Consider the following 17,842-nt stretch of genomic DNA (forward strand, 5'->3'; position numbering starts at 1 on the left):
AACCGGGGGTGCCGGGTTTTTTTCGAAATAAGGCGGGGGGCTGTCTGCCCCCCGCACCCCCCGAAGGTACTTTCAGCAAGAAAAAGCAGAGGCACGTATGGACCGCGCAGATATTGTGGATCGGGCGTTTCGCGACGCATTGGCAGATGGCCGGTTTCCCGAAGGAAAGCCCGCGGCCGGGCCGCTGAGGGACAGCGAGGCCGTGGAGATTTTCCGCGCGCAGGTGCTCAGCCGAAACCTCGACCGCCGGTCGCGCAAGATGCAGGCGGCGGGCGAAGGCTATTACACCATTGGCTCCTCGGGGCACGAAGGCATGGCGGCGGTGGCCGCGGCCCTGCGCCCCGATGACATGGCGTTCCTGCATTACCGCGACGGCGCGTTTCAAACGATGCGATCCGCGCAGGTGCCCGGCACCACGCCCGCCTGGGATATGTTGCTGAGTTTCGCCACATCGCGCGAGGATCCCTGTTCCGGCGGGCGGCATAAGGTGCTCGGGTCCAAGGCGTTGAATATCCCACCGCAAACCTCAACCATTGCCAGCCACCTGCCCAAGGCGGTGGGGGCGGCCTATTCGATTGGGCTGGGGCGGCGTCATAAATGTGAACACAAGGTGCTGGCGGATGACGCGATTGTCATGTGTTCCTTTGGCGATGCGTCGTCGAACCATTCCACCGCGCAGGGCGCGATCAACACCGCCTGCTGGACCTCGTACCAATCGGTGCCGCTGCCCTTGCTTTTTGTCTGCGAAGACAATGGGATCGGCATTTCCACCCGCACCCCGCGCGGTTGGGTGGGGGCGAATTTCAGCCAGAAACCGGGGCTGAAATATTTCCACGCGGACGGGTTGGACCTCTATGACACTTACCGCGTGGCGCGCGAGGCGGCGGACTATGTGCGCACCCGCAAGAAGCCCGCGTTTTTGCATCTGTCGCTGGTGCGGCTTTACGGCCATGCGGGGTCGGATTTGCAGCAGGCCTATCTAAAGAAAGACGTGTTTGAGGGGTGGGAGGCGGATGATCCGCTGTTGCATTCCGCACGGCTGCTTATTGAAAAGGGCGTCTTGTCGGCCGAGGAGGTTCTGGCGATTTATCAAGACAGCGAGGATCAATGTGCGCGGGTGGCCGACGCGGTGATCACGCGGCCGCGTCTGAAAACGGCTGACGATGTGATGGCCTCGCTGATCCCGCCGGCGCGGATTTGCGCCCCCACCAACGGGCCATCGCAAGAGGCGCGCGAGGCTGCATTTGGCAGCGATTTCAAAGCGCTGAATACGCCACAGCCGATGAACAAACTGCTCAACTGGGCGCTGACCGACCTGATGCTGGAGCATGGCGAGATTGTCATGATGGGCGAGGATGTGGGGCGCAAGGGCGGTGTCTATGGGGTGACGCAGAAATTGATCGATCGCTTTGGACCGGACCGGATGATTGACACGCTTCTGGACGAGCAAAGCATTCTGGGGCTGGCAATTGGCCTGGGCCATAACGGGTTTATCCCGATGCCCGAAATCCAGTTCCTGGCCTATCTGCACAATGCCGAGGACCAACTGCGCGGCGAGGCGGCGACGCTGCCGTTTTTCTCAAACGGGCAGTTCACCAATCCGATGGTGATGCGGATTGCCGGGCTGGGCTATCAGAAGGGCTTTGGCGGGCATTTCCACAATGACAATTCATTGGCCGTGTTGCGTGACATTCCCGGCGTGGTGATCGCCTGCCCGTCGCGCGGCGATGAGGCGGCGATGATGATGCGCGAATGTGTGCGGCTGGCGCGCGAAGAGGCGTGCGTGGTGGTGATGGTGGAACCGATTGCGCTGTACCCGATGCGGGATCTGATGGAACCGAAAGATGGCGGTTGGATGCGCCCCTACCCCGCGCCGGATCGGCGGATCGGGCTGGGGGAAGTGGGCGTACATGGCGACGGCCCGCTAGCGATCCTGACCTATGGCAATGGGCGGTATCTGTCGACGCAGGCGGCGGCGGATCTGGCGGCGGAGGGGATCGAGACGCGGATCATCGACCTGCGCTGGTTGGCGCCGTTGCCCACGGACGGGATCTTGCAAGCCCTTGAAGGTGCTCAGAAATGCCTGATTGTCGATGAGTGCCGCACCACCGGCAGCCAGTCCGAGGCGCTGATGGCGCTGCTGCACGAGAGGACCGATCTGCCGCACGCGCGCATCGCGGCAGACGACAGTTTCATCGCCACCGGCCCCGCCTATGCGGCCACCATGCCGTCGCGCGAGAGCATCGCGAACGCGGCGCGCAAATTGTGGAGCAACACATGACCCGCAAACAAACCGCCATTGTCGTCGCCCCCGGGCGCGGCACTTATAACCGGGACGAGCTCGGCTATTTTGCGCGTCATCACGCGGATAAATCCGATCTGATGGCCGGGTTCGATGCCTATCGGTTGAGCCAGGGACAAGAGGCCTTGTCGGCCCTTGATGGGGCCAAACGGTTTTCGGGGAGCGTTCATACGCGCGGCGACAATGCGTCTGGTCTGATCCATGCCTGTGCGGTGGCCGATTTCATGTCCATCAACCGCGAGAGGTTCGACATTCTGGGCGTGACCGGCAATTCGATGGGCTGGTATGTGGCGCTGGCCTGCGCGGGAGCGCTGGATGCGATCGGCGGGCTGGAGGTGGTGAACACCATGGGCACCTTGATGCAGGAGCACATGATCGGCGGGCAGCTGATTTATCCTTTCATGGATGAGACCTGGGTGGAAATTCCCGGTGAACGCGCGCGGATCGAGGCCAAATTGGCCGAGATTGACGCGCGGGCGGGGCATATTTTGGCTCTGTCGATTGATCTGGGCGGGATGCTTGTGATCGCGGGAAATGCCGAGGGGCTGGCCGCGTTTGAAGCGGAGATGCCGGTGGTGCAGACCCGGTTTCCGATGCGTCTGCCGGGGCACGCGGGGTTTCACACGACGATGCAGGAACCGGTTGCCGCCGAGGGGCGTGCGCGGTTGCGGGCCGAGCTGTTCGCCCAGCCCAGACTGCCCCTGATCGATGGGCGTGGCGGGATCTGGCGGCCCAAATCCTCGGACCTGGCGGCGTTGCGGGCCTATACGTTGGGGCATCAGGTGGTGGAACCCTATGATTTCACGGCCGCCATCCGGGTGGCGGCACGCGAATTCATGCCGGACGTGTTCATCGTGTTGGGGCCGGGCAATACGCTGGGCGGGGCGGTGGCGCAAAGCCTGATCCGCGCGGGTTGGGGCGCGTTCGCGGACAAACCCGCGTTTAAGGCGCAGCAGGCCCAGCGCCCGGTGATCCTGTCGATGGGACAGGAAGACCAGCGGCGGTTGGTCACCGGGTAAGCCCCTGCCCGTTTTCGGATCTAAGCGCGAAGCCGCGCCGATTGCCGGATCATGTCCGCCGCCTTTTCGGCGATCATGATGGTGGGCGCATTGGTGTTGCCCGAAGTGATGCGCGGCATGATGGACGCGTCGACCACGCGCAGCCCGTCAACCCCGCGCACGCGCAGGGTTTCGTCCACCACCGCCCCGTCATCTGTGCCCATGCGCGCGGTGCAGGTGGGGTGGAAAATGGTCGAGGCAATCTGCCCGGCCCCCTCCACAAGTTCGGCATCCGTCTGGTATTGCGACCCGGGTTTGAACTCTTCCGGTGCAAATTGCGCCAGCGGCGATTGTTCCATGATTTTGCGGGTGAGCCGGATCGCGCGGGCCGCCACCTGCCGGTCGCCTTCGGTGGAGAGGTAATTGGGCTGGATTTCCGGATGCGCCATCGGGTCGGGTGAGGTGATCTGCACATGACCCCGGCTTTCCGGGCGCAAATGGCAGACGCTGGCGGTAATGGCCGGGAAATCATGCGGCGCCTGCCCGAAAGCCTCCAGCGAGACAGGTTGCACGTGATATTCCAAATCCGGGCTGGCCACATCCGGCGAGGAATAGGCGAAGGCCCCCAATTGGCTGGGCGCCATCGACATTGGCCCCGACCGGGTCAGCGCATATTCCAGCGCGATCTTGGCCTGTCCCCACAGGCTGTTGGCCATGGTGTTCAAGGTCTTGACCCCATGCACCTTATAGGCGCAGCGGATCTGCAGATGGTCTTGCAGGTTGCTGCCCACATCCGCACGATCCACCCGCACGTCAATGCCGTGGTTTTGCAAAAGCGCGCCGGGGCCAATGCCGGAAAGTTGCAGGATCTGCGGTGACCCGATCGCGCCTGCAGAGAGGATCACCTCGCGTCGGGCCGTGGCGCGGGCGGGCTGGCCTTTGATGCGCAGGCTGAGGCCAGAGGCGCGGGGGCCATCAAATTCCAGCTTTTCGGCCTGGGCATGGGTCACAACCGTCAGGTTCGCACGCGAACGCGCCGGGCGCAGAAAGGCCTTGGCGGCGCTCCACCGCCAGCCTTTCTTCTGGTTCACCTTGAAATACCCCACCCCGTGATTGTCACCGCGGTTGAAATCATCCGTTTCCGGCAGGCCCGCCGCCACGGCGGCCTCTTTCCAGGCGTCCAGAATGTCCCAATGCAGGCGCTGTTCCTCAACCCGAAATTCACCGCCCACCCCATGATCTGCGTCTTCGCCGCCATAGTAATCTTCGGATTTTCGGAAATAGGGCAGCACATCATCCCACCCCCAACCGGTCAGCCCCATCTGCCGCCAGCCGTCATAATCCGCTGCCTGTCCGCGCAGATACAGCATCCCGTTGATCGAAGAACACCCGCCGATGACCCGACCGCGCGGGTAAAGAAGCGACCGGCCGTTCACCCCGTCACAGGGGGTGGTCTTGAACCCCCAGTCGGTGCGCGGATTGCCGATGCAATAGAGATAGCCAACCGGGATGTGGATCCAGTGGTAATTGTCGCTGCCCCCTGCTTCGAGCAGCAGCACCCGGGTGTCCGGATCTTCGCTGAGGCGGTTGGCCAGAACACAGCCGGCGCTGCCCGCGCCCACAATCACATAATCAAAGGCTCCTAGATCCCGCATCACGTCCCCTGCCCCGTTTGTCCCGTTGGTGGTGATAAAAGTCATGGCAAGTCTGGGCTGGTGCTGTGGTTCGATAAAGTCACAAAAACGCACAGTGATTGATTGTTTTCGTTCAACCGGATCTGCTCTATGGTTCGGATTAAAGGGGATCTGATGGCACAGAAACTGGATTGGAATGACCTGCGGTTCTTTCTGGAAGTGGCCCGTGTCGGGCGGCTCAGCCGGGCCGCGCGCCGGCTTGGGGTCAGCCACACCACGGTCGCGCGCCATATCACGCGGCTGGAAGATCTGCTGCGCAATCGGTTGTTTGAAACCGGCGAGGATGGGTTGATTCCAACCGAAGCGGGGGCGGCGCTGATCCCCCTGGCTGAGGGGATGGAACATCGCGCGCAGGAAGCCATGGATCGATTGCAATTGCCGGGGACCCTGACGGGCCGTGTGCGGATCGGGGCGCCCGACGGGTTTGGCAACGCAGTTTTGTCACGCTGGTTGCCTGACATTTTGAAACTTGAACCGCAGCTGGAGATCGAACTGGTTCCCGTTCCCTCAGCCCACAAGCTGTGGAACCGGGATGTAGATATTGCGATCAGCCTGGACCGGCCGCAATCCGGCCGTCTGGTGGTGCGCAAATTGATCGACTATGACCTGCGCCTGTATGCGGTGCCCGGGTTTTTCGACAGTGCGGGGATCCCGGCGACCCCGTCCGACCTGGCCGGAACACAGGCCGTGGGGTATATTGACGAGCTGCTCTACGCCGATGCATTGGATTTTGAGCGACAAATCCATCCTGATCTGCGCACCCGCTATCGCGCGGCCACCGTTCAGGCGCAGTTGGATGCGATACGGGCCGGGGCGGGTGTGGGGGTTTTGCCCTGCTACATGGCGCGTGCGACCGATTTGCAACCGATCTTGCCAGATCAGATCCGCTTCAAGCGCGCCTATTGGCTGCTTTATGGCGAGGATAGCCGCAACCTGACCCGCATCCGTCGGGTGGCTGATTTCCTGTATCAAGTGACGCGCAAACATGCGGATCAGTTTGCTTTCGATCCCCCGTCCGGCCTGGTGTCGTGAACGCCTGGAGCTTTGGGAAACCTTGCCCGGCCAGCCGCGACCGATCCCATTGCATCAATACTGCGTTTCGAGACAACTAAGAAACACATGTTTATCCCTAAACGCTTTCAGTACGCGGCGGGGAACCTACGGCATTGGTGGATCTGCCACCTTAGGGCGCGGGTCTATCCTTGGGGATCTCTCCCCAGTTCGTACCCAACCCGTTTGTCTCCCCCCCCTGTTCCTGCAGACCAGATCCTTGGTCGCCCGCCTGTTGATCAACATCAATCCAGACACGATCCTCGGCCGCTTCATCCATCACGAACCGCCCCATGGCCGTGGTCAGGCGCGAGGCGTCTCCGGCAAGGTTTTGGCACGCGGCAGTGGTTTCTTCGAACATTGCGGCGTTTTTCTGGGTCACGAGATCGAGCTGGGCAATGGCGCTGCTGATTTCGCTGATCCCGGTGGATTGGGACTTGGCAGAACATGCGATGTCCGAAACATGGTCGGCAATTTTTTCCACTTCCGAGATGAATTGGTTCAATTCCTGTCCGGCCCGATCAACCAGGTCAACCCCGCGATTGACCTGCTCTGTCGAGTTGGCAATCAAGCCGGAAATCTGCTGCGCGGCATCGGATGATCGTTGCGCCAGTGCGCGCACTTCGGAGGCCACAACGGCAAATCCACGACCTGTTTCCCCGGCCCGCGCGGCTTCGACCCCGGCATTGAGCGCCAGAAGATTGGTTTGGAAGGATATGTCATCAATGACCGAGGTGATATTTGAAATCTGCCGAGAGCTTTCCTCGATCTCTTCCATCGCGGCGACCGCTTGCCGTACCACGGCGCCGCTGCGTTCTGCAGTGTTGCGGGTCGAGGCAACCAGCCCATCCACCCGCGACGCCCCATCAGCCGCCGATTGCACCGATGAGGTCAGATCCGTCAGCGTGGCCGAGGTCTGGCCCAAAGAGGCGGCTGACATTTCACTGCGTTTTGACAAGTCGAGCGATGCGTCGCTGATGTCACCAGAGTTATTGTCGATGCTTTGCGCCGTCTGTGAAATGGACTGCATCATGTCAGACAGGTTTGTCACCGCCCGATTAAAGTCTGTCCGCAGATCCTCGTACCGATCGGCAAAAGGTTCGTGAATGCGCACCAGAAGATTGCCATCCGCAAGCAATTGCAGGCTTTTCGCAAGAATTGACACCACCTGATCCTGCTGTTCGGTCAGGGCCTGGCGTTCCGCTTCTGCGGCCTGCCGGATGGTATCACGTTGTTTTCGCTCCGCTTCTTGACGCGCCCGCTCCTGTGCCTGGTGCTTGGCCTCCTGATTTCTGATCGCCGCCTCGCGCGCGCGTTCTTTGCGACGCGCTCTTTCATCCGCCTGCTGCCTGGCGTGCGCCGCGTCGGCCTGTTCTTGCTCCATCCGGATCTTATCCACCAGATTGGTTCGGAACACGGTCAGGGCCCGTGTCAGTTGCCCCAGTTCACTGCGTTGATGGGACAACCCGATCAGTTCGCGCACGTCCCCTTGTGCCAGTCGCACAGTGGCGTCCGTGGCTTTTCGCAAGGGCCGCACGATGATGAAGTAAGTCAACGACAAAGCGGCCAGAAACAACGCAATGCTGGCCCCGCCGATCGATTTCATCAAGGCGCTGGCCGACACGACATTGCGGTTCAGATGCGCCGCAGCCTCGGAAATGCGCTTCATTGCACCACGCCCCAACTCGGTGGCTTTTGCAGAAATGGCCAGCACCTGCTTGGTGGCGGCCGCAGAGTTGGCACCAACATCCTTTCGCGCCGCCAAGAAGCTGATCCGCGCCGACACCATCCCCGTCTCGGGATCCGCGATCCCCATCAGCCCGTCGACCAATTCGGTGAGTTGCCCCCCTTTGTCGCTGGCTTTCAGTTGCAAATCCAACATCTGCATCGCCAGGTCATCGCGCAGGGTTTGGGCGCGTGTGACATCCGGCGTGGCCGCCCCTTGCAGCCCGGTGATGAAGAAGTTTTGCAGCGCCACATCCATTTGATTTAATTCGACCAGCTCAACCAGCTGCCATTCGATCAAAAGCCTGATGGCCGAGGCATTGGTGCTGCCGGCCTGTTCGGCCCGCGTGGTCAATCCCGCAACGGCATTGACGATCATGTCATCCCATATCTCTTGCGCGCGGATGCTGGTCGACACCAGTTCATTGCGCTGTGGGAGGGTCATGGTTGATGGGGTTTGCTCGGTCCGGTCATATATCGTAAGCAGGTCTTGCAACGCCGCCCTGTGATCATCAGCTTGATCCTCAGCCCCCGTCTGCAGCGCCATGTCGGGCAGCAATGACGCCAGCCCCTGCCGCGCGGCCTGCCCCTTTGAGCGCAACTGCCGTATCAACGCGGCATCCTGCGTTTGTGCAAGCGCCAGCGCCACACCGGACAGATCATTGACCTGTGATTGCACCGTCAACGCGTGTTCCAGCGCGGCCACATCACGCTCAACGAGTTCCCGCAGGGTTTCATCCACTTTTCCAACCGTGTCGCGCCCGGCCTCAACCAACTGGCCGCGGGCCTCTTCGGTCAGCTGGGCCAGAAGCGCAGCCACCTCTGCGCCTTTTTTGCTCATCTCCTTGCGGGCATCTTCAATAGACAACTGGGCTGACAGCTCTGCTACCCGGGTTTCGATCAGCGCGTCCAGCGCGGATTTCGTGGCGTCCAGCATTGGTGCGAGTTCGGCCTGAGTGGCCGTATCCAACTGCGCGATGCTGTCATTGGCCGCCGCCACCGCCGCCGCCACGGCCTTGCCTTTTTTGCGCAGCAGGCGTTTGGCGGATTTCTTGGGGGGCACCAGCAGAATGGCTGACAATTCGTCGCGCAAGACACCGGTCAGCGAGACAAGTTCCTCGACCCGCGCGAGATCCGGCAAATGGGTTTCCGTCAGCGGGGCGGTTTCCTTTGCAATGTCGTCAAACACCGTGTTGCCCACATATACCGCCGCACCGGTCATGCCCCCCATGGCCAGGAACACAATCAGGAACCGGCCGGTCACCCCCGTCAGGATCTGAAGAAACGCATTCATATAAACTCTCGCAACCTGTGTCTGCACGTCTTGCAAACGGGCATGGTTGGCGGATCCGTCAGAACGGATATCCGCCTGTGTCTGGGTTTTGACGAGTATTGCTACAAATTCCCTAAAGATGTGTTTCTTGCGAAAAGCAGGTAAATGCCGCAGCGGAAGCAAGCCGGCAAAAGTCGGCTATGGCATTGAGAAATTGAGGACTTCTCTCACATCAGAACGCGGTTGAGCTCCGCTTTTCTCTGGCACTGGCCGTTCAGAGCCGCCTCAGACGGTCTTAATCGCGCGCCAGAAGGGTCAGGATTTCAGAGCAATTTTCCACATGCCCGCCACAGCAATCGGACAGCATGAACACCACAAGATCATTCATCCGTTCCAAATTGGCGGCATAGTGAATTTCACGCGATTTACGCGTTGCGATCAGCAATCCGGCCCGTTTCAGAATGGCCAGATGCCCGGAGAGGGTGGACGGCACAATCTCCAACCGGCGCGCGATGTCGCTGGCGATCAACCCATCGGGCCCGATAGTCACCAACAGTCGGTAAATCGACAGGCGGGAAGGCTGGGCAAGGGCGGCAAAGGTGTCTACGGCGTCATCCTGGGTCATATTTCGGCAATAGCCGAAGGATCAAATCTTGACAAGACCGGGGCGCTTTCCGTAATGAGCCCTTACTTCGGTAATTGCCGAAGTATCACCCAGTGCCCCGTAAATTCGCCCCGCAAAATCGCCCTGAAAAACCGCCCTAAAAAACCGAGTATCTGCCATGACCGAGATTTCCGCCGACGACAACAGCATGGGGGTCTTTGAACGCTACCTGACGGTCTGGATCGCGCTCGCCATGATTGCGGGCATTTCCATCGGGTCTTTTGCGCCGGGGCTGGTTCAAGCGGTGGCGGCGGCTGAGGTCGCGTCGATCAACCTGGTGGTGGCGGTGCTGATCTGGGCGATGGTTTATCCGATGATGGTCGGGGTCGATTTCGGGGCCGTGGCCGGGGTGGCGCGCCAACCCAAAGGGTTGATTGTCACGCTGGTGGTGAACTGGCTGATCAAACCGTTCACCATGGCGCTGATGGCGGTGCTGTTCTTTGACTATGTGTTCGCGCCGTGGATATCCCCCGAGGACGCCATGCAATATACTGCGGGCCTGATCCTGCTGGGCGCCGCCCCCTGCACGGCGATGGTGTTTGTCTGGTCACAGCTGACGCGGGGCGACGCGACCTATACGCTGGTGCAGGTTTCGGTGAATGACCTGATCATGGTGGTGGCCTTTGCGCCGATTGTGGCCTTCCTTCTGGGCGTGACCGAGATTGCCGTGCCGTGGGAAACGCTGGTCTTGGCGACCGTGCTTTACGTGGTGCTGCCGCTGGTGGCCGGGCTGATCACGCGGCGGGTGCTTGGGTCGCAACAGGCGATCGACGCCTTCACCGCGCGGGTGAAACCCTGGTCGGTGATCGGATTGATTGCCACCGTGGTGATCCTGTTCGGGTTGCAGGGCGAGGTCATCCTTGATCGCCCATTGGTGATCGCGCTGATTGCCGTGCCGATCCTGATCCAGAGCTATGGGATCTTCGCCCTGGCTTACGGCGCGGCCTATGCGTTGAAAGTGCCTCATAAAATCGCCGCCCCCTGCGCGATGATCGGCACGTCAAACTTCTTTGAACTGGCCGTGGCGGTGGCGATCAGCCTGTTTGGCCTGCAATCCGGCGCTGCGCTTGCCACTGTGGTGGGCGTGCTGGTGGAGGTGCCGGTGATGCTGTCGCTGGTGGGGTTTGCCAACCGAACCCGCGCCCATTTTGACGCGCCCTGACGGCCGGGCGCGCGCGCCTGCCGATCCTGCCGTTTCTGCCGTTTCTGCCTGCCTCAGCTGGCAAAAATCACAAACATCACGGCAAGAACCGCAAGGGCCAGCGCACCGAAACTAATATGTCTCCCGCTGATGCGCGGCCGGGCAGAGGTGCCTCTTTTGAACCGGGGATCCAGCAATCTTGTGTCCGCCAGAAACGCGCCGATGCCCTGGTCTTTCCCAAGCTCCAGTAGCTTCAGCCCACGCCCTGAGGACGGGTTGAGCGCATCTTCAAAACACTGAAGGCGGAGCTGATTTGGCGACAAACCTGGCAAACCAGAAGACATGCGGAGGCTGCTTTGTTCCAGTACCTCAATGGATTTTACAATCCACGCAGGAAGCATTCAGCACTGGGATACAAAAGCCCCTTGGCATTCGAAAGAAAGGCCGCGTAAATGAGCACAAGGATCGGAACTCAAACGTGGCAAGTCCAGATGGGTGGGAGTGTCCCATTGGGCTATCAGCCAGATGGTCGAACATTGAAAATCGACGAGACTGAAGCCGAGACGATCAGGACGCTTTACGACCTCTATCAGAAACTTGGCACCCTGCGGGACGTAAAAGAACGGGCAGAGGAACTTGATCTCAGATCCCGGCTTCGCGAACGTACCGGTGGCCGGATCTCAGGTGGTACTCACATCGACCAAGGTCACCTTCAGCACATTCTGAGCAACCCGGTCTATGCTGGGCGAATCCGACACAAGAAACAGGTCTACTAGGGAAAGCATCCAGCCATCATTGAGCCGGCGGTTTGGGACATGGTTCAGGGCATGCTTCAGGCTGGCGCAGCGGTTGCTCGTGGCTCCAGACAAAAGGCAACCAGATCCCCTCTGGAGGGTAAGCTCTTTGATGAAACCGGCGATCGCCTGACGCCCAGCCACAGCCGAAAGAACGGTAAAAGACTTCGCTACTATATCTCCCGCAGACTGATCAAAGATCGCAGCCGGAAACATTCGGATGCCTGGCGGTTGCCTGCAGAGCAGGTGGAGAGCTTGCTCGCTGAACTGGTGGGATGGCAAACTCTCAGCGTCTGAAAACAGGAAAGTGGTTGGCTGTGCGGACAGTTTCCAGCTATCCAGTCTCCCTCCAATTTCCCTGAAAACAGGGAAATTTACAGGGAATACGCACCGCTTTGGTGGTTTTGGGCATCTGAGGCTCCGAAATAGATAGTTAGGTCAATGCCTTGCGGGAGAATTCCCTAAATCAACTAACAGGGAAAACCTAATGACCTTTCAGTGAAAATCCAATGGCTTTCAGGGAATGGCAATTTCGCTCAGGTTTCTGTCCCGATGATTTCGTCAGCCGTTGTCAGCATTCGAACAAGTGCGGTCCGGAGACATGTAAGATCCAAAGAAATAGCAACTTCGCTTCGGCCACATAGGGCCAGGACTGTTTCGGCGACTTCATCCGAATGCCGCATGAGTTCGATCAGGTGTTCACCTGCGGGTCCGTGCGCGCCGGCCAGCCAGTTTTTCGCAGTTCGTTCGGAGACTCCTGTCCAGTTCATGGAAGCCTTTATGGCCTGATGGGATCCTCCAAATTCTCGCCTCAGCGCAGCCGCAATTTCCAGTCGGTAGTCTAATTTGTTCATGTGCCATTGTCCTGAATTGGAAAAATGTTGCCCATCTTCGGAAACACTTTTCCGAAAGCCGGCGTTTAAGCTTTGACACACAGGAATCACGGCCATTCCCAAAGATGTCGAATTCAACGGATGGAGGTGCTTAGCACTTGAGCTGGCGCGACGATCATGACGGGAGCCCAGATGCTCCAAAATCCCGTCGCGCTATCCGCGGGGCGCAATACGTGCGCATGTCGACCGAGCATCAGCGTTATTCGACTGAGAACCAGTCTGATGCCATAGCGCAATATGCGAAACAGCGAGGCATCAACATTGTGCGGACCTACTCTGATGAAGGTAAAAGTGGCCTGCGCATTCAGGGGCGCGATGGCCTGAAACAGCTTATCGACGATATTCAGTCCGGACGTGCCGATTTCGAAATTGTGCTCGTCTACGACATCAGTCGGTGGGGCCGGTTTCAGGATGCCGACGAGAGCGCTTATTACGAATACATCTGCAAGCGCGCCGGAATTTCAGTTGTCTATTGCGCCGAGCAATTCGAAAACGACGGCAGCCCGGTCTCGACAATTGTCAAAGGCGTCAAGCGCGCCATGGCCGGCGAGTACAGTCGAGAGCTGTCCCAAAAGGTCTTCACCGGGCAATGTCGCCTGATCGAGCGCGGATACCGACAGGGCGGGCCACCCGGGTTCGGCCTGAGGCGCATGCTGATCGACGAACAGGGTCACCCCAAAGGCATTCTTGAGCGGGGGCAACACAAGAGCATTCAAACCGACAGGGTTACGCTGGTCCCTGGCCCTGATGAAGAAATTGCCATAATCCTCGAGATATTCCGTACTTTCGTTGAGGATCGAAAATCGGAAGCGGACATTGCTGCAAACCTGAATTCCCGTGGAGTTCTGACTGATCTGGGGCGTGCCTGGACCCGCGGCACCGTGCATCAGATCCTCATCAACGAGAAATACATCGGGAACAATGTCTGGAACCGAAGTTCCTTCAAGCTGAAGAAACACCGAGTACAAAACGATCCGGATATCTGGGTCAGAGCTGAAGGTGCGTTCGAGGCGATTGTCGATCCCGAGCTCTTTGGCGCAGCCGGCGCCATCATAGGCGCGAGGTCAGCAAGGCTGACCGACGATGAGATGCTGGCGGCCCTCAGGGATATTCTCCAAGCCCAGGGATATCTGTCAGGCCTGATCATTGATGAAGCAGATGCGCTTCCTTCGAGCGGCTCTTATCGCACGCGTTTCGGGAGCCTGCTTCGCGCGTATCAGCTTGTTGGCTTCAAACCGGATCGCGATTACAGGTATGTCGAAATCAACCGGCGTTTGCGGGACCTGCACCCGGATATTGTGGATCAAACAATCGACGGGATTGCGGCCGCTGGCGGAAGTGTGGAACGGGACCCGAATACGGATCTTCTGACAATCAACAATGAGTTTTCTGCCTCTCTCGTGATTGTTCGATGTCATGAAACCAGCGCCGGCTCCCTCCGCTGGAATATCCGTTTCGACACGAGTCTGAATCCAGATATCACTGTTGCCGTCCGGATGGATCGCCCCAATCGGAAACCGCTCGATTACTACCTGCTCCCAGGCATCGATATGACTCTGCCACGCCTCCGGCTCGCCGAAAGTAACGGCTTGTCACTCGACGCCTACCGTTTCGATACTCTGTCCCCGCTTTTTGAAATGGCCATTCAGGTATCAATTCCGGAGGTCGCCTGATGACTGATCAATCTTCCCAAATTGCTGAAATGATCCCCATTGATCTGATTACTGTCATCAATCCCCGCATTCGAAACCGCAAAGCGTTTGATGCAATGGTCGACAGCATTGCTGAACTGGGTCTGAAGCGCCCAATTACGGTGGCAAAAAGGAAAGGCGGGGATGGCCCCTGCTATGACCTGGTTTGCGGCCAGGGACGGCTCGAGGCCTTTCGGGAACTGGGGCAGACCGAAATCCCCGCCATCGTGATCTCGGCGAGCAGCGAAGATTGCCTCGTCATGAGCCTTGTTGAGAACCTGGCTCGTCGCCAGCACAGGGCCCTGGATCTGCTGCGCGACATCAAGGGTTTGAAAGACAGAGGATACTCTGAGACGCAAATCGCGCGGAAAACCAACCTGTCGATGAAATATGTGCGTGGTGTTCTTCGGCTTCTCGAGAGTGGTGAACACCGGCTGCTCAGGGCGGTCGAAAGCGGGAGAATTCCGGTGAGTGTTGCCGTCGATATCGCCGATGCCGAAGATGCGAAAGTCCAGGATGTCCTGCGCCAGGCTTACGAGAACAATCTTCTGAGGGGTGGCAAGCTTCTGGCCGCGAAGCGCCTGGTAGAGGCTCGGCAGAAACACGGCAAAGGGCAACTTGGGTCTGACAAAAAGCAAAAACGGACGCTGTCTGTCGAAAGCCTGCTGCGCACCTATCAGAATGACGTTGAAAGGAAGCAGATATTGCTTCGAAAGGCGACTGCAACCCGTAAAGAGTTGATGTTCATCACGGAAGCTCTCCGGTCATTGCTGAATGACGAAAATTTCGTGACGCTGCTGCGGGCGGAATGCCTTGCGACAATACCGAAAAACCTGATGGACAGGCTTTCATCGAGGGCGGGAGAGGTGAAATGACGAGAAAGAAGCGTTCGAAATCGGTTGACCTTGCTTTCAAACGGGAACTTGTCCGCGTTGCGCTGGAATGCATCTGTCCGCTCTATGCGGTCCAGAAAGATACAAAAGAGACCGTCAAATACGCACAGGTTGCTGCTTCCGTTAGGGAAGTTGGTCTGGTCGAGCCTTTGGTCGTTACGCCGGACAAATCCGATCCTGACAATTACATGCTGCTCGATGGACATCTACGCCACGCAATCCTGCTGGACATGGGGGAGAAAGTTGCCCTTTGTCAGATTTCCACTGATGACGAAGCCTTCACCTACAACAAGCGCATCAGTCGTCTTGCAACCATCCAGGAACACAAAATGATCCTGATGGCTTTGAAGCGCGGCGTTCCGGAAGAGCGATTGGCACGTGCTCTGAACATCAACATCAAGACACTTCAGGAAAAGAGGCGATTGCTGGACGGTATCTGCTCTGAGGCGGCTGAGTTGCTTAAGGACAAGCAGGTCACTCTGACAAGTTTTCGAATTCTTCGGAAGATGAAGCCGTTGCGCCAGATCGAAGCTGCAGAACTGATGGTCACTATGAACAAATACACGGTGAACTACGCGCGGTCACTCTTGGCAGCCACGCCCGAAAGCCAGCTTGTTAATCCAGAGAAACCTAAGGCTGCAAAGGGTGTTTCCCGCCACCAACTGGAACTGATGGAGCGCGAGTCCGCCAATCTGGAGCGGGAGCTACGGCTGGTCGAAGACACCTACGGCACCAATCATCTCGATCTGGTTTTGGCACGTGGATACGTTTCAAAACTCATCAGCAATGCACGGATCACGCGATACATAGAGATGCATCACGCTGAGTTTCTGCCTGAGTTCGAAAAGATAACGGAGACGGAGGCTCTGACTTCCTGATCTGATTGGTTCCGGTCAATTAGGACCGGATCACAACCGGGGACCCGGACCCATAGAAGCGCGGGGACCGCAGGAGACGCCGCTCGGTGGGGCGGATCAAGTGTGGGGTGGGGATGGCGGCGACCCCGCACGGGGCCCACCAAGCCGGGATTATCCACCCGGCTGAATTGTGAGTATTGCTCACGACAAGGCAGCGCGACGTTTTTTTTCCGCCGCGCCGCGTAAGCGCCATTATGTTAAATGTGGTTCGGGTCCCCCGGGAAGCCCGGACGAGTGAGCAGTTCTTTCAAACTGCAGTCAGGCTATTCTGCTTTGGGATAGTGTTTCGAGTTCTTCGGCCAAAAGGTTCCACGGTTTCCTGCGGCGGATACTTCCCAGAAATAGACCTGATAGTGCTTTTTCTTCGGGCTCTCCGGGAATGGTGCCGTGCGCCGGGTGACAACCTTCTCTGGAAATTCAAAGTCCTGCATCGTGGCAAAAATCCTTCTCAGAACCGGTATTCTGGATTGCACCGTCGGAACCAGAGGTGTGGAATGAATAACATTGTTATCTGTTCGCAACAAAGGCTTGCGGTGAGCTGCAGAGTTCGCATCTGAGAACTCTTTCCGTTCAAAGACCGTTTCGAGGCGTTCCCGTTTTCCGGCAAGAAGGAAAAAGCAGCGTGCGTTTTCCTCATGCGCGATTAGCTCGAGCCGGATAAGATCCCATAGGATGTCCTGGGTTTTGGGAAGTGTACGCCCGGCCCACTTGGTTTCAACAGCGATCAGAAGTTTGTCGTTTTGGTCGGTTACTACGAAATCGACCTCCGGGCGTCTTCCCCGACCTTCCTTTTTTTCAGCCAAAGTTGGATGCCGCCATTCCGAAATCGTACGATTTCCACTGCGCGCACTCAGTATCTGACCAACCGGGGCTGTCAGGTATTTCTCATTGAACAAACCACTTCGATCACAGGCAGATTCGTAGTTGAGCCAGCTGCCAACGCCGTAGGACAGGATCTTTGCTATGTCCAATACCAATCCCCTTTGTGTCTGCCTGAAAGAACCCTGCAGACAGGTTTCTACTATGAGGACTACGCTGGAATGGCGTCAGCGCATCTCTTCATGAAGTCATCAGTTTCGGCGTCTGTCATCGCTTCAAAAACCACGCCGCCTCCAAGCATGTTAAGAGCCTTCATGAAGCCCCTGAAGCTCGTTTCTGTCGCAAGAACGCGAGGGTCAGAATCCATTATCCGGAAAACCCCCGATGCCAGTTTTCGCCGGCCAGAGAGCCAGATACGCTCTACCATATTGCTTCTGACGTCGGCACTGGTGTGCAGGAGTTCGAGAGCTCTGTCCGGGTTATCCGGATAGCAGTGTCTCGCGATGAAACCGTTCCACCAGAGGCGGGAAATCGCATGATCATCTCTGATGCCCGTCTGTGTTCTGGCGAAGAAGTGGATCCCCGTGAGCTTTGTTGCTTTTTCCGAATCGTCGGTTCGTTTCAGCCAGCGATCTCTGGAGTAGGTGAATGCTTCAATGTGAGACAAACGGGCCCAGATGCGCTCTTCATTGGCGAGTGTCGGAGAGAGATTCCCCAATGCCCGCAAAACAACCCTCGAGTTCTTCAGATCGGTCTCCGAGCGATTGTCCGGACCATCGAGCTCTTCAAGAACTTCAAGGTCTACGTCTGCCTCAAGCTCGATTGCCCATCCGGGTTCAGGTTTCAGATCAGCGAAGCCATCCCCCAGATACCGGTCAAGATTGTCCGGAATGTCATCACGCAGTTGTTCAAGGAGGTTTTCAGAAAGGTGCAAAAGCCTAGCCATCAGTCAAACATCCTTTCTTTTTCTTCATCGATACGGGCAAAG

Annotated in this window: 15 protein-coding genes and 1 pseudogene; 10 read left to right on the forward strand and 6 right to left on the reverse strand. The window is 58.3% G+C overall.

Going from position 1 to position 17,842, the window contains the following annotated elements:
* Nucleotides 1-97: 97 nt before the first annotated feature.
* Nucleotides 98-2,281 (forward strand): dehydrogenase E1 component subunit alpha/beta, encoded by a 2,184-nt coding sequence (locus tag ACP15V_RS12995; RefSeq protein WP_424944142.1) that lies wholly within the window; start codon nucleotides 98-100, stop codon nucleotides 2,279-2,281.
* Nucleotides 2,278-3,321, forward strand: a complete 1,044-nt coding sequence (locus tag ACP15V_RS13000; RefSeq protein WP_424944143.1) for an ACP S-malonyltransferase — start codon at nucleotides 2,278-2,280, stop codon at nucleotides 3,319-3,321. The genes ACP15V_RS12995 and ACP15V_RS13000 overlap by 4 nt, the downstream gene beginning before the upstream one ends.
* A 20-nt stretch (nucleotides 3,322-3,341) precedes the next feature.
* Here ACP15V_RS13000 and ACP15V_RS13005 read toward each other — a convergent pair whose 3' ends face one another.
* Nucleotides 3,342-4,955 (reverse strand): GMC family oxidoreductase, encoded by a 1,614-nt coding sequence (locus ACP15V_RS13005; protein ID WP_424944389.1) that lies wholly within the window; start codon nucleotides 4,953-4,955, stop codon nucleotides 3,342-3,344.
* A gap of 153 nt (nucleotides 4,956-5,108) precedes the next feature.
* Here ACP15V_RS13005 and ACP15V_RS13010 point away from each other — a divergent pair, with 153 nt between their 5' ends.
* Entirely contained in the window at nucleotides 5,109-6,026 is a 918-nt protein-coding gene (locus tag ACP15V_RS13010) for a LysR family transcriptional regulator (protein ID WP_424944144.1), read from the forward strand.
* 151 nt (nucleotides 6,027-6,177) lie between these two features.
* On the opposite strand, the gene ACP15V_RS13015 is transcribed toward ACP15V_RS13010, so the two are convergent.
* Both ACP15V_RS13015 and ACP15V_RS13020 read right to left on the reverse strand, forming a co-directional pair.
* Nucleotides 6,178-9,063 (reverse strand): methyl-accepting chemotaxis protein, encoded by a 2,886-nt coding sequence (locus ACP15V_RS13015; RefSeq protein ID WP_424944145.1) that lies wholly within the window; start codon nucleotides 9,061-9,063, stop codon nucleotides 6,178-6,180.
* A 274-nt stretch (nucleotides 9,064-9,337) separates the two neighbouring features.
* Nucleotides 9,338-9,667, reverse strand: coding sequence for an ArsR/SmtB family transcription factor (locus tag ACP15V_RS13020; protein ID WP_424944146.1), 330 nt, complete (start codon nucleotides 9,665-9,667; stop codon nucleotides 9,338-9,340).
* A gap of 187 nt (nucleotides 9,668-9,854) precedes the next feature.
* Between ACP15V_RS13020 and arsB the strand changes: the two genes are divergently transcribed.
* From arsB to ACP15V_RS13040, 4 genes and pseudogenes are all read left to right on the forward strand, one after another.
* A complete protein-coding gene (gene arsB / locus ACP15V_RS13025; RefSeq protein WP_424944390.1) occupies nucleotides 9,855-10,868 on the forward strand; it encodes an ACR3 family arsenite efflux transporter in 1,014 nt (337 codons plus the stop codon).
* A 254-nt stretch (nucleotides 10,869-11,122) separates the two neighbouring features.
* Nucleotides 11,123-11,299, forward strand: a pseudogene (locus tag ACP15V_RS13030) (IS3 family transposase); the annotation flags it as partial.
* 39 nt (nucleotides 11,300-11,338) lie between these two features.
* Complete coding sequence (locus tag ACP15V_RS13035; protein WP_424944391.1) at nucleotides 11,339-11,623, forward strand: recombinase family protein; 285 nt, start codon at nucleotides 11,339-11,341, stop codon at nucleotides 11,621-11,623.
* A 39-nt stretch (nucleotides 11,624-11,662) separates the two neighbouring features.
* The gene (locus ACP15V_RS13040; RefSeq protein WP_424944147.1) at nucleotides 11,663-11,938 is read left to right on the forward strand and encodes a hypothetical protein; all 276 of its coding nucleotides are present in this window, start codon (nucleotides 11,663-11,665) and stop codon (nucleotides 11,936-11,938) included.
* Between the two features lie 239 nt (nucleotides 11,939-12,177).
* Here ACP15V_RS13040 and ACP15V_RS13045 read toward each other — a convergent pair whose 3' ends face one another.
* Entirely contained in the window at nucleotides 12,178-12,495 is a 318-nt protein-coding gene (locus ACP15V_RS13045; protein WP_424944148.1) for an XRE family transcriptional regulator, read from the reverse strand.
* 218 nt (nucleotides 12,496-12,713) lie between these two features.
* On the opposite strand from ACP15V_RS13045, the gene ACP15V_RS13050 reads away from it, so the two are divergent.
* Genes ACP15V_RS13050 through ACP15V_RS13060 form a run of 3 tightly spaced genes read left to right on the forward strand, consistent with a single transcriptional unit; the run spans nucleotide 12,714 to nucleotide 15,996 of the window.
* A complete protein-coding gene (locus ACP15V_RS13050; protein ID WP_424944392.1) occupies nucleotides 12,714-14,207 on the forward strand; it encodes a recombinase family protein in 1,494 nt (497 codons plus the stop codon).
* Nucleotides 14,207-15,100 (forward strand): plasmid partitioning protein RepB C-terminal domain-containing protein, encoded by an 894-nt coding sequence (locus tag ACP15V_RS13055; RefSeq protein WP_424944149.1) that lies wholly within the window; start codon nucleotides 14,207-14,209, stop codon nucleotides 15,098-15,100. Before ACP15V_RS13050 ends, ACP15V_RS13055 begins: the two co-directional genes overlap by 1 nt.
* Nucleotides 15,097-15,996, forward strand: a complete 900-nt coding sequence (locus ACP15V_RS13060) for a plasmid partitioning protein RepB C-terminal domain-containing protein (RefSeq protein WP_424944150.1) — start codon at nucleotides 15,097-15,099, stop codon at nucleotides 15,994-15,996. The genes ACP15V_RS13055 and ACP15V_RS13060 overlap by 4 nt, the downstream gene beginning before the upstream one ends.
* A gap of 302 nt (nucleotides 15,997-16,298) precedes the next feature.
* Here the strand turns inward: ACP15V_RS13060 and ACP15V_RS13065 are convergent, their stop codons facing one another.
* Both ACP15V_RS13065 and ACP15V_RS13070 read right to left on the reverse strand, forming a co-directional pair.
* Complete coding sequence (locus ACP15V_RS13065; RefSeq protein ID WP_424944151.1) at nucleotides 16,299-17,006, reverse strand: hypothetical protein; 708 nt, start codon at nucleotides 17,004-17,006, stop codon at nucleotides 16,299-16,301.
* A gap of 59 nt (nucleotides 17,007-17,065) precedes the next feature.
* Entirely contained in the window at nucleotides 17,066-17,800 is a 735-nt protein-coding gene (locus tag ACP15V_RS13070; RefSeq protein WP_424944152.1) for a DUF6339 family protein, read from the reverse strand.
* Nucleotides 17,801-17,842: the final 42 nt, after the last annotated feature.

The sequence above is a fragment of the Aliiroseovarius crassostreae genome (genome assembly GCF_049803815.1).
In the GTDB taxonomy this organism is placed as follows: domain Bacteria; phylum Pseudomonadota; class Alphaproteobacteria; order Rhodobacterales; family Rhodobacteraceae; genus Aliiroseovarius; species Aliiroseovarius crassostreae_A.